General features: G+C 67.9%; 12 protein-coding genes. All 12 read right to left on the bottom strand.

What is annotated here, in order from left to right; all coding sequences use genetic code 11:
• Positions 1–285 precede the first annotated feature (285 nt).
• Positions 286–2,157 carry an ABC transporter ATP-binding protein/permease gene (locus tag J0J01_RS31850; protein WP_296387664.1) on the bottom strand — a complete coding sequence of 624 codons (1,872 nt, stop codon included), beginning with the start codon at positions 2,155–2,157 and terminating at the stop codon, positions 286–288.
• Between the two features lies 1 nt (position 2,158).
• On the bottom strand, positions 2,159–2,956 hold the full coding sequence (locus J0J01_RS31845; RefSeq protein ID WP_296387663.1) for a class II aldolase/adducin family protein: 798 nt from the start codon (positions 2,954–2,956) through the stop codon (positions 2,159–2,161).
• 188 nt (positions 2,957–3,144) lie between these two features.
• Complete coding sequence (locus J0J01_RS31840) at positions 3,145–3,624, bottom strand: Lrp/AsnC family transcriptional regulator (protein WP_296387666.1); 480 nt, start codon at positions 3,622–3,624, stop codon at positions 3,145–3,147.
• Positions 3,625–3,673: 49 nt separating this feature from the next.
• Positions 3,674–3,901, bottom strand: coding sequence for a hypothetical protein (locus tag J0J01_RS31835; RefSeq protein WP_296387662.1), 228 nt, complete (start codon positions 3,899–3,901; stop codon positions 3,674–3,676).
• Positions 3,902–4,009: 108 nt separating this feature from the next.
• Entirely contained in the window at positions 4,010–4,957 is a 948-nt protein-coding gene (locus J0J01_RS31830) for a TAXI family TRAP transporter solute-binding subunit (RefSeq protein ID WP_296387661.1), read from the bottom strand.
• Between the two features lie 51 nt (positions 4,958–5,008).
• Complete coding sequence (gene soxA, locus J0J01_RS31825; protein ID WP_296387660.1) at positions 5,009–5,776, bottom strand: sulfur oxidation c-type cytochrome SoxA; 768 nt, start codon at positions 5,774–5,776, stop codon at positions 5,009–5,011.
• Entirely contained in the window at positions 5,773–6,093 is a 321-nt protein-coding gene (gene soxZ, locus J0J01_RS31820) for a thiosulfate oxidation carrier complex protein SoxZ (RefSeq protein ID WP_296387659.1), read from the bottom strand. Before soxZ ends, soxA begins: the two co-directional genes overlap by 4 nt.
• Positions 6,093–6,674, bottom strand: a complete 582-nt coding sequence (locus J0J01_RS31815) for a SoxY-related AACIE arm protein (protein WP_296387658.1) — start codon at positions 6,672–6,674, stop codon at positions 6,093–6,095. Before J0J01_RS31815 ends, soxZ begins: the two co-directional genes overlap by 1 nt.
• Before the next feature lies 1 nt (position 6,675).
• On the bottom strand, positions 6,676–7,086 hold the full coding sequence (gene soxX, locus J0J01_RS31810; RefSeq protein WP_296387657.1) for a sulfur oxidation c-type cytochrome SoxX: 411 nt from the start codon (positions 7,084–7,086) through the stop codon (positions 6,676–6,678).
• A complete protein-coding gene (locus J0J01_RS31805; RefSeq protein WP_296387656.1) occupies positions 7,083–8,309 on the bottom strand; it encodes an FAD-dependent oxidoreductase in 1,227 nt (408 codons plus the stop codon). The genes soxX and J0J01_RS31805 overlap by 4 nt, the downstream gene beginning before the upstream one ends.
• A gap of 31 nt (positions 8,310–8,340) precedes the next feature.
• On the bottom strand, positions 8,341–10,500 hold the full coding sequence (locus tag J0J01_RS31800; protein ID WP_296387655.1) for a molybdopterin cofactor-binding domain-containing protein: 2,160 nt from the start codon (positions 10,498–10,500) through the stop codon (positions 8,341–8,343).
• Between the two features lie 15 nt (positions 10,501–10,515).
• On the bottom strand, positions 10,516–10,965 hold the full coding sequence (locus J0J01_RS31795) for a (2Fe-2S)-binding protein (RefSeq protein ID WP_296387654.1): 450 nt from the start codon (positions 10,963–10,965) through the stop codon (positions 10,516–10,518).
• Positions 10,966–11,001: the final 36 nt, after the last annotated feature.

The raw sequence follows: 11,001 nt of genomic DNA, 5'->3' as shown, positions 1-11,001 counted from the left end.
CGCTCCCGCTACGCCCGGGGTCCATCGGCTTGCCCAAGCAATGCGGTTCCATCTTCGCCCACTGGGCGTCTGTCAGTACAAAGCGGTCCATCGCAAGCTTGAATCACAATCAAGCTTCTTGTGGAATCCTGAATCTCAACAAGCCCTAGTCCAGGGGGCGTCCGGCCCTGTCCAGCCGGAGTCCGGCCGGAAACCCGGACGCCTGAAATGCACGCCTGCTTGCGTTTCGGGCGATTCGTCCGGAATCCATCCCACCCCTCGATATCATTGATATCAATGATATCCTCAGGCCCGCCGGCCACGCTGCTGCCGCAGGTTGATCGCGAGGTTGGCCCAGAAGCCCGGCGTGCGGCGGTGGCCGCGGCTGGCCGCCGACATGCGGCGATAGACATCGCGCAGGGCGCGCGGCGCGGCGAGGGCCTGCAGCGCCTCCAGCCTGGCACCCTCCTCACCCTGCACCAGCGTGAGCTCGCGGGTATGGAAGAGCTCGAGGCCCGGCCGGTGGCCGATGCTGACCACCGACGTCTCCGGCAACTCCTCGATCAGGAGCTTCATGACGTTTTCCTGTCCCACCTCGTCGAGCGCCGAGGTCGCCTCGTCCATGAAGATCCAGTCCGGCTTGTGGATCAGGGTGCGGGCGAAGGCGACACGCTGCTGCTCACCGCCCGACAGGATCTGGTCCCAGCGCTCGGTCTCGTCCAGCCGATCGCGCAGGTGATCGAGGCCGACCTTGTGCAGCGTGTCCTTCAGGACATCGTCGGTGATGCCCTCCGGCGCCTCGGGGTAGTGCATGACGTCGCGCAGGGTACCGAGCGGAAAGTACGGCTTCTGCGGCATGAAGGTGATCTTGCCGGTCGGGAGGTGGATCGCGCCGCGCCCCCACGGCCAGACACCTGCCACGGCGCGCATGATGGTGCTCTTGCCGCTGCCGGACTGACCGCGGATCAGCACCCGCTCAGGACGCTTGATCTCGACCTCGGCTTCGGCGACCAGCATCACGCCGTCGGGACGGGCCACGCCCAGCTCGCGCAGAAGCAGCCGGTCGTCCTCCGTTGCCGGATGCACCGTGATCCGCTCGTTCTCCCCCACCTCGGCAGTGGCCTCGAGGTTGGTGAGCGCGACATGCAGGTGCACCACCCGGTTGGTCGAGGCGCGCCATTCGGCGAACTTCGGGAAGTTGTCGATCAGCCAGCTGAGCGCCCATTGCACGCTCGAGAAGGCCTGCGCCGTCTGCATCAGGCCGCCGAGCTGGATCTGGCCGCCGAGATAGCGCGGCAGGGCGACGATCAGCGGCACGATCGGCGCGAGGTAGGCGAGCGAGCTGGTGAGCAGCGAGAGATTGCCCTGGCCGCGCGTCTGGCGGTTCCAGGCCGTGCGCAGGTCGAACAGCGAGCCGCGCAACCGTTCGCGCTCGTCCTCCTCGCCGCGCATCAGGGCGATGCCCTCGGCATGCTCGCGCGCGCGGGTCAGCACGGAGCGGAAGTCGGCCTCGCGGCCCTGGCGCACGTTGCCGGCATCGATCAGGCCGCGGCCCAGCGCATAGGTCAGCAGCGAGCCGATCAGCGCATAGGCCACCGCGCACCACACCATGTAGCCCGGGATGTTCCTCTCGGCACCGAACAGCGCGATGTGGAAATCGCCCGACAGCGTCCACAGCACGCCAAGGAAGGTGATGAGCTGGAGGATGCATTGCAGGATCGAGGCGGCGAACTCGACGGCGAATTCGGTCGAGACGCGGATGTCCTCGGCGATGCGGCCGTCGGGATTGTCGATCTCGTCGGCCAGCAGGCCGAGCTGGTACTGGCGGCCGGAGTGCAGCCAGCGATGGACCGTGGTGTGTGACAGCCAGGTCCGCCAGTTCATCTGCAGGCGGCGCTTGAGATGGAGCTGGATGGCGACGCCGATACCGGCCGAGATCACGATCGCGGCGAGGATCCAGAGCAGATCGAAGAGAAGCGGAAGGTCCTTCTTCTCCAGGGCGTTGAAGAAGTCGCGGTTCCAGACGTTGAGCCAGAGCGCGATGCCGACATTGGCGCCGACCAGGATCGCCAGGCTGACGGTCAGCAGCCAGGCGACCAGCCGGTAATTGGGGGCAATCCAATAGCCGCACGCGACGACGGCGAACGCCTTGATCGAGGCGTGCGGCGTATCGGACAAGTCAGTCGCGGAAGCCCGGATCGATGCGGTCGAGCTTCCTCAGCAACGCCGGCCAATCGAGCACGCCGAACGGGCGGCGCACCTGCGGCTGGTAGTTCTGATAGGTCGCCTCGACCACGTCGGCCGGGACTTCGATCAGTTTGGTGTTGCAGGACATCGCCGCGATCTGCGTCTTGCAGGAGAGCTCGAGGCGATGCATGGCGTTGAACGCCTCGGGAATCGTCTTGGCGGCCGTGAGCAGGCCGTGGCTGCGCAGGATCATGGCGTTGTTATCGCCGAGGTCGGTCACGAGCTGCTCGCGCAGCTTGGTGTCGATCACCACGCCTTCGTAGTCGTGGTAGCTGATCTTGGCGAAGCGCATCGAGGTCTGGGTGTTGGGCAGCAGGCCGCATTCCATGGTCGACACCGCCATGCCCGCCCAGGTGTGCGTATGGATCACGCAGTTCACGTCGGGCTTGGCCATGTGGATGGCCGAATGGATCACGAAGCCCGCACGGTTGACGCCGTACTCCACCCCGCCGACGAACTCGGGCTTGCTGAGGATGTTGCCGTCGTGGTCGATCTTGAGCAGGCTCGACGCGGTGATCTCGTCGTAGAGCAGGCCGTAGGCGTTGATCAGGAAGTGATCGGGCTCGCCCGGCACGCGCACGGAGATGTGGTTGGCGATCAGGTCGGTCATCTCGTAGAGGTCCGTCAGCCGGTAGCAGGCGGCGAGATCGACGCGGGCCTGCCACTCCTCGGGAGACACCTTGGCGCGAAGGTTGGCGACCTTCCCGGTCTTCAGCGCATGCACGGACATGGAAACGCTCCTGGGTGGTATTGGTTCCAGACCGTACCGTCCGGCGCGCGGCGCCGTCCAACGTCCTAGAGCATATTCCGTTCGGCTGGAATCAGCCGAACGGAATATGCCTGCTGCAACGACAACCCCCGTGCGCGCATTTCCGGGCAGATGGAACCGCGAGCGGTTCCATCTGCCCGGAAATCGCTCTAGCGCTTGCGCGGCGCCTTGGTTTCGGCAGGCAGAGGGTAGGCGGTCGTCGACTTGATGCGCTCCATGGCGAAGCGCGACGTCACGTTCTTGAGCGGCATGGTGTCGATCAGCCGCTTGTAGAAGGCGTCGTAGGCCTGCATGTGCGGCACCACCACCCTCAGCATGTAGTCGATGTCGCCGGCCATGCGGTAGAACTCCATGACCTCGGGCATCGCCGTCACGGTCTGGGCGAAGCGGGCCAGCCAGGCGGTCGAATGGTCTCCGGTCTCGATCGACACGAACACGGTGAGGCCCATGCCGATCGACTCGGGATTGACCAGCGCCACCCGGCGCAGGATCACGCCGGCCTTCTCCAGCCGCTGGATGCGCTTCCAGCACGGGCTTTGCGACAGCCCGACCCGATGGGCGATCTGGGCCAGCGACAGGCTGGCGTCTTCCTGCAGCAGCGCCACGATCTTGCGATCGATGGCGTCCATCTCCTGGCCATTGCTCATGGGGTCACTTTCGGGCCGGCCGGCCCAAATCTCAATGGGCGGTGAGCTCGACCGGCCGCCCGAGCCGCGCCTCGAGGGCTGCCGCCAGGGCCTCGAGATCACCGTCGACCGGGCCGGCATAGCTGGTCAGGCGCCCGTCGGCGCCGTCGAACCAGGAGAGGCGCCAGCGCCCCCGCTCGCGCACGACACAGCCCTCGACCCGGCCGGCGGCGGCGATGGTCCAGAGCGCCGTTTCGTCGGCGAGGAGACGGGCGAACATGCCCAAATCATTAAGCGGACGCGGGCTCGGCCTCAATGAAAGCGGTGGCCGATTGCGCGGGGTCCGGCGGCAGGAAAATCTACCGGCGCCGCTGCCCGCGGAAAATTCTCACTGAGCCAGCTTGGCCTCGCGATAGAAGCGCAGGACCCCGGACTGCAGCTCGTTCAGCGAGCTGACCGCGGCCAGCGTGTTCCGGGCCGTCGTCTGCGCCGTGTACTTGGACGGCAGCGCCGCCCGCTCGACCTTGTAGAGCGACTTGGCGAGGCGATAGCCGACGGCATCGTCGAGGTCGGGGCGGGCCAATAGGAAGCTCCAGGCGCCGACCGTGATGATCGGATCGTACTGCCCGGGATAGAGGCCCGGCGGGATCATGAGCTGGGCGAGGAACGGATACTTGGTCCGGATCTGCACGATCTCCGGCCCCGCCGGCACGACGAAGCGCACACCGCCCGGCTGGTTGGCGAGCTCGACGAAGCCCGGCCAGCGATAGCCGCTGCCCCACAACGCCACCGCCCGCCGGTCGATCACCATCGCCGGTCCGTCGGTGAAGCGCTCGGGATAGATCGCTTCGAAGTCGCGGTCGACGTCGAGGCCGAGGCCGTCCATCACGTAACGCGCCTGCACCGAGCTGCCGGTGCCCTTCGGGCTCCATACCACCGGCCGGCCCCTGAGATCGCCGATCCGCCGAAAGCGCGAGTCGGGGCGCACGGCGAACATGCCGGGCGTGGAATAGATCACGCTGACAACCTTGAGTTTGGGCCGGCTGCGATCCCGGGTGAGCCATTCGTACATGACCTCGCCACTCACCAGGCCGATGTCGAGATCGCCGCTCTGCAGCTGCTCGGCGTTCTCGCTCGAGCCCTTGGTCTCGACGATCCGGATGTCGAGGATCGGATCGACCGCTCGCAGGCCATCGAGCAGGGCCGCGGCATAGAGCACGAACCCGCCGCCTTCGACGGAGGTGCCGAGCCGCACCGACATCGTCTGCGCGCGACCGGAAGCCGGCGCCAACGAGACGGCTGGCGCGGAAAGAAGCAGCGTCCGGCGTCGGATCATCCAGCCCGGGTCTTAGGGAAGGTCGCGCAAGGCGTCAATGCGACGGACCGGTCAGGGACGCACCCCGGGCGCGTCCATCGCCATGCCCTTCGCGCGCTGCATCAGGAAGCTCTCGAGCGCGAGATAGTCCGCCGCATCGTACGACCAGGGCTCGGCGCGCATGCCGATCACGCAGTTGCGCAGCCGGCGTTTCAGCGAGCCCAGCGCCTGCCATTCCAGGCGATAGATCGGATAACCGGTCGGATGGCCTTGCGGAATCGTCGCGCCGGCGAGCTTCCGGCCGGCATGGTCGTCGTGGCAGTTGGCACACGAAAGATTGAGTTGCCCCTGGCGGCGTTTGTAGAGCTCGGCGCCCTCGGCACGCAGGTTGGAGAGCCGGGCATCGTCCGGCGGCGCGATCGGCTGGCCGCGCGACTGCAACGCGACGTAGGCGCTGAGCGCCAGCAGCCCGTCGCTTTCCGGCGCCAGCGCCTCGGCCTGCTGGTGCGTCGTGCGGCAGAGGTTGATCCGACCCTCGAGATCGATCGGCTTGCCGGCCTCCGCCGAGAACGCCGGATAGCGTGCGGCGACGCCCTTCATGCTGGCCGTGGCATCGCCATGACAGTCGGCGCAGGACTTGCCCGCCGCCGCTTTTTCGGCCCAGGCCGCGGCGCCGGCCTGCACGAACAGCATCGCGGGGTTGGCGGCGTCGTCGTCCTGCATCTTCTGCAGCGCCGGGCCCATCTCCCGATAGCCCGAGCGGCGCGGGTCGCCCTGCGCCAGCGCGAAGGAGGCTGCGAACACCGCGAGCAAGACGGCCGCCAGCCGCAGGCCGGTCATGTCACCGTAATGCTGACCTGGTGCTCGGCGACGAAGCCTTCGTCGCCGCTCCAGCGGAAGGCAATGGTGCCGCTCTCGCTGGCGATGGCCGCGAACGACACGAACGGATTGGCGGCGATCGCCGGCGACATCTTCATCCGGAAGATCTCGCGGCCGTTCCAGGTCGCGGTGAAGTCCCCGATGATGTTGCGCGGGATGATGCGGCCGTTGGTGCCGGGACGGTAGCCGGTCTCCATGACGTGCATGATCAGCGCCTTGATCTCGACGATCTCGCCCTTCTTCGCCGTCTTGGGCGCATTGACCAGGACGTTGGCCATCAGGTGATGTCCTCGATGCAGGCGGCGATGGTGACGATCACCTCGGCATGCGCCGTCCAGAATTCGCCCTTGCCGGTCTCGGCGATCGCCACGACCTTCTGGGCGTCGGCGAGCTTGATGCGGGTAGCGATGAAGGCCCGGCCGTTGGCCGGCGACAGCCACGCGTTGAAGACGTGCGGCTGCGGGTTCTTCTCGTTGAAGACATGGATCGCCTTGATGTGGTCGTCGGCGGTCATCGGGCTGTCGACCTTGACGCTGAGCGGCACGGTGTTGCCGTTCTCGACCAGCGGCGGCAGGTCGAGCGTGACCTTGCCCTCGCGCAAAGGCTTGCCGCCCGTCACTTCCTTGATGGCCGCGGCCAGCGCCTCCGGCGTGGCGTGCGCGGCGAAAGGCACGATTGTCACACTGGCGGCCACGGCGGCAGCGTGGGCAAGGAAGGCGCGCCTGCCAACCGTCGCCCCGAGCGTAGTAGAGCGGCCTTTTCTTCGTTGCCGAAAGAACGGGTCCCTCGACTTCGCTTCGCTCAAGCCGCTTTCGCCGCCAAGGCGGCGAAACGGCGACTCGGGACGACGAAGTGTCATGTCAGTCCTTCAGGCTCGCGAGGTAGGCGACCACGTCCTCGATCTGCTCGGCGGTGAGGATGGTCTTGCCCTGGAAACTCCGGGCGACCCGCGTGAGGCCGTCCACCCGATAATAGGGCGGCATGATCGTGTCGGGATTGAGACGCGCGGCATCGGCCACGCGCAGCCGCAGCTGATCCGGTGTCGCGCGCGAGCCGGCGCCGGCGAGGCTCGGCGCCAGGTTGCCCTGGAAGCGCTCCTCGGGAATCGGTGCGCCATGGCACAGCAGGCAAAGCCCGACGGTGCGGTTGGCGACGATGGCGCGGCCACGCGCCGGATCGCCCGGCTTGCCGGTCAGCGACGGCATCGAGTCCTGCTGCGCGACGGCGGCACCGGGCAGCAGAAGCAGCAGGGCTGCGAGCGCGCGGCTCATCCGAACAGCTCGCCGGTGAGCGTGCGGAACCACGTCTCGTCCTCATCAGCCTCCTGCTCGCGCATTCCCGGCGGGGCACCGAGCGGGCTGGTGTTGATCGCACCGGCCACCGCCGTGAGCAGGCCGTTCTCGGGCCGGTACCTGTTGGTCTCGACGAAGCCCCACTGCGGCCCGGCAAGGCTGTAGCAGACGTTCTCGAGCGCCGGCTCGTCCGGCGCGCGGCCGGCCAGCCGGGCGACGACGGCCGCGGCACAAACCCTGCCCTGCGCGGCGGCGGCGTGGGCGGCCTTGGGCATGGCGCCCATCAGCGCTGCGTCGCCCAGCACATGGATGCCGGGCTGCAAGGTCGATTCGAAGCCGACCGGCTCGATCGGGCACCAGCCGGTGCGGTCGGCGACGCCGGCGGCCGCCGCGATCGGCGCGGCGTGCTGCGGCGGCACGATGTTGGCGACCGCCGCCTTGTAGTCCTCGAAGTCGGTCTTGACCGTGAGCGTCGCCGGATCGACCGCGCTGACGCTGCCGCCTTTGCCGAGCGGCACCCATTCGATCAAGCCGGGATAGAGCGCGGTCCACGCCTCCTGGAACAGGTGCTGCTTCGAGAACGTGTCCTTGGCGTCGAGGATGATCACCTTCGACTTGGGCTTGTTGGCCTTGAGATAGTGCGCGATCAGGCTGGCGCGCTCGTAGGGCGCCGGTGGGCAGCGATAGGGCGTCGCCGGGGCGGAGATCACCACCAGCCCGCCGTCGGGCATCGCCTCGAGCTGGCGCCGCAGCAGCGCGGCCTGCCGCTCGTCGGTCCAGGCGTGCGGCATCTTCTCGGCGGCGGCTTCGGTGTAACCAGGGATCGCCTTCCAGTTCATCCCGACGCCGGGCGCGATCACCAGCCGGTCGTACGCAAGCCTGTTGCTGCCGCCCAGCGCCACGGTCCGCGCGGCCGGATCGACGGCGATCGCCGCCTCCGTCGCCACGCGCACGCCGCTCGCGACGACGCGGTCATAGGCAAACTCCTGCTGCGCCGGCTCGCGGAGGCCCGCGATCACCGAGCTGCTGAACGGGGAGGCGCTGAAGGTCTCGCTGCCGGCGACGAGCGTCACCTGCAGGTTGGGAGCGAGCTTGTGCAGCGCGCGCGCGCAGGCGACGCCGGCGAAGCCGCCGCCCACGACGACGACTTTCGCAGCCCCTTGAGCGGAAACGACCGCCGGCGCGAGGCCGGCGGTCGCCATCAGCTTGAGGACGGTACGACGGGTGGCCGTGTCAGGCTCCCTTCTTTAGCTCCTGGTGCATCAGCGGCAGCTCGCGCACGCGCTTGCCGGTCGCCTTGTAGATGCCATTCAGCACCGCGGGCGCGGCCACCGCAATGGTCGGCTCGCCGACGCCGCCCCAGAAGCCGCCGGACGGCGCCAGGACGGTCTCGACCTTGGGCATCTCGTCGATGCGCATGACGTTGTAGCTGTCGAAGTTGGTCTGCTCGACGGCGCCGTCCTTGAGGGTGATCTCGCCGTAGAGCGCCGCCGACAGGCCGTAGACGAACGAGCCCGCCACCTGGCGCTCGATCTGCGCCGGGTTGACGACATGGCCCGGATCGGTGGCGGCGGTGATCTTGTGGACCTTGAGCACGCCGTCGGCGCTGACCGAGACCTCGGCCACGCCGGCGACGTAGCTGCCGTAGCCCATGATCTGCGCGATGCCGTGGAAGTGGCCGGCCGGCAATGGCTTGCCGTAGCCCGCCTTGTCGGTCGCGGCCTTCAGCACCGCGGCATACTTGGGCTTCAGCATCTTCATGCGGAAGGCCAGCGGATCCTGGCCGGCCGCCTCCGCCAGCTCGTCCATGAAACACTCCATGTAGACGGCGTTCTGGTTGGTGTTCACGCCGCGCCAGAAGCCCGGCGTGAGGTGCGGGTTGCGCATCGCATGGTCGACCAGCAGGTTCGGCACGGTGTAGCCGTAGGCCGCCTCCGGCCCGCCATTGGCGAAGCCCTGGAAGACCGCGGGATCCATGCCGTTCTGCAGGTTCTGCGGCAGCAGCGCCGCCAGGATCGACTGGCCGGAGATGCGGACATGCAGGCCGACCAGGTTGCCGTCCTTGTCGAGGCCGCCGGTCAGCTTGCACATCGTCGTCGGATGGTAGGTGCCGTGCGTCATGTCCTCTTCGCGCGACCAGATCAGCTTCACCGGCGTGCCTGGCATCTGCTTGGCGACCAGCACCGCCTGGCGCACGTAGTCGGCCCGGCCGCGCCGGCCGAAGCCGGTGCCGAGGATGGTCTTGTAGACGTCGCACTTGGCGACCGGCAGCTCGGCCGCCTCGGCCGCGGCGGCGAGCGCCGCCTCGCCGTTCTGGGTGCCGCACCACACTTCGCACTTCTCGCGCGTGAAGCGCGCCGTGGCGTTCATCGGTTCCATGTTGACGTGGTGCTGCCAGGGAAAGCTGTAGACCGCCTCGACCTTCTTGGCCGCGCCGTCGATCGCGGCCCTGGCGTCGCCCGCCTTGTTGCCGACGAAGGCCTCGCTGGCGCCGAGGCCCTCCTTCAGCATGGCGGTGATCTGGTCCTGCTGGACCTCGCCCAGCTTGCCGACGTCCCATTCGACCGGCAGCTTGTCGAGCGCCTGCTTGGCGTTCCAGTAGGTGTCGGCGACGACCACGACGGCGTTGTTGTCGATCGACAGCACCTGCTTCACGCCCGGCATCTTCTCGACCTTGGCGGCGTCGAAGCTCTTGAGCTTGCCGCCATGCACCGGGCAGGCGCGCACCGACGCCGTCAGCATGCCGGGCATCTTGATGTCGATGCCGTAGGTCATCTGGCCGGTCAGCTTCGGCAGGGTGTCGAGCCGCTTCAGCGGCTTGCCGGCGACCTTCCAGTCCTTCGGGTCCTTGAGCTTCACTTCTTTCGGAAGCTCGAGCTTGGCCGCCGCCGCGGCGAGCTGACCGTAGGTCGCCGACTTGCCCGAGCTGTGCGTCACCTTGCTGTCGGCCGCCTTGCACTCGGCCGCCGGCACCTTCCATTCGGCCGCCGCCGCCGCGATCAGCATCTCGCGCGCGATGGCGCCGCCCTCGCGGACATACTGGTTGCTCTCGCGGATGCCGCGGCTACCGCCGGTCGAGTAGTTCTTCCAGACGCGGTTGCGGCGCACGTTCTCGCTCGGCGTCGGATACTCGGTCGTGACCTTCGACCAGTCGCATTCGAGCTCCTCGGCGACGAGCTGGGCGAGGCCGGTCAGGGTGCCCTGCCCCATCTCGGAGCGGGCGATGCGGATCACCACCTTGTCGTCGGGATGGATCACCACCCAGGCATTGAGCTCCTGCACCTCGGCGGCCTGCGCCGAGGCCCAGGGGAAGGAGAAGCCGAGCGAGAAGGCACCGGCAGCGGTGGTGCTCGCCAGGAAGCCGCGGCGGCCGAGTGATGTCTGGATCGTCATGATGACCTCCCCCGATTAGGCCTTGGCGGCCGCGTGGATCGCCTCGCGCACCTGCTGGTAGGTGCCGCAGCGGCAGACGTTGGTCATGGCCGCGTCGATGTCGGCGTCGGTCGGGTTAGGCTTGGCGGCGAGCAGCGCCGTCGCCGCCATGATCATGCCGCTCTGGCAGTAGCCGCACTGGGGCACGTCGTTGGCGAGCCAGGCCGCCTGGATCTTGTTGAGCTTGCCGTCCTGGGCGAGGCCCTCGATGGTGGTGATCTTCTTGCCGTTGGTGGCGCTCAGCGGCACCTGGCAGGAGCGCGTCGCCACGCCGTCGATGTGAACCGTGCAGGCGCCGCACTGGGCGATGCCGCAACCGTACTTGGTGCCGGTCATGCCGAGCGTATCGCGCAGCACCCACAAGAGCGGCGTACGCGGATCGGCACTCGCCTGGACGGATTTTCCGTTGACGTTAAGGACGGCCATGACGGGTCTCCTTGAGAGAGGCGTTGTCCCGAAACG

The organism is Reyranella sp. (assembly GCF_017305915.1).
In the GTDB taxonomy this organism is placed as follows: Bacteria; Pseudomonadota; Alphaproteobacteria; order Reyranellales; family Reyranellaceae; genus Reyranella.
Note: the sequence above shows the minus strand (reverse complement) of the source record. Positions and strands in the feature narration are given on the sequence as shown.

Coding starts and splice junctions, on each gene's coding strand:
- J0J01_RS31840 (WP_296387666.1), bottom strand. CDS start 3,624: ATGGACGCCATCGATCGCAAGATCGTGGCGCTGCTGCAGGAAGACGCC.
- J0J01_RS31845 (WP_296387663.1), bottom strand. CDS start 2,956: ATGTCCGTGCATGCGCTGAAGACCGGGAAGGTCGCCAACCTTCGCGCC.
- J0J01_RS31805 (WP_296387656.1), bottom strand. CDS start 8,309: ATGGCGACCGCCGGCCTCGCGCCGGCGGTCGTTTCCGCTCAAGGGGCT.
- J0J01_RS31800 (WP_296387655.1), bottom strand. CDS start 10,500: ATGACGATCCAGACATCACTCGGCCGCCGCGGCTTCCTGGCGAGCACC.
- J0J01_RS31835 (WP_296387662.1), bottom strand. CDS start 3,901: ATGTTCGCCCGTCTCCTCGCCGACGAAACGGCGCTCTGGACCATCGCC.
- soxX (WP_296387657.1), bottom strand. CDS start 7,086: ATGAGCCGCGCGCTCGCAGCCCTGCTGCTTCTGCTGCCCGGTGCCGCC.
- soxZ (WP_296387659.1), bottom strand. CDS start 6,093: ATGGCCAACGTCCTGGTCAATGCGCCCAAGACGGCGAAGAAGGGCGAG.
- J0J01_RS31830 (WP_296387661.1), bottom strand. CDS start 4,957: ATGATCCGACGCCGGACGCTGCTTCTTTCCGCGCCAGCCGTCTCGTTG.
- J0J01_RS31815 (WP_296387658.1), bottom strand. CDS start 6,674: ATGACACTTCGTCGTCCCGAGTCGCCGTTTCGCCGCCTTGGCGGCGAA.
- J0J01_RS31795 (WP_296387654.1), bottom strand. CDS start 10,965: ATGGCCGTCCTTAACGTCAACGGAAAATCCGTCCAGGCGAGTGCCGAT.
- soxA (WP_296387660.1), bottom strand. CDS start 5,776: ATGACCGGCCTGCGGCTGGCGGCCGTCTTGCTCGCGGTGTTCGCAGCC.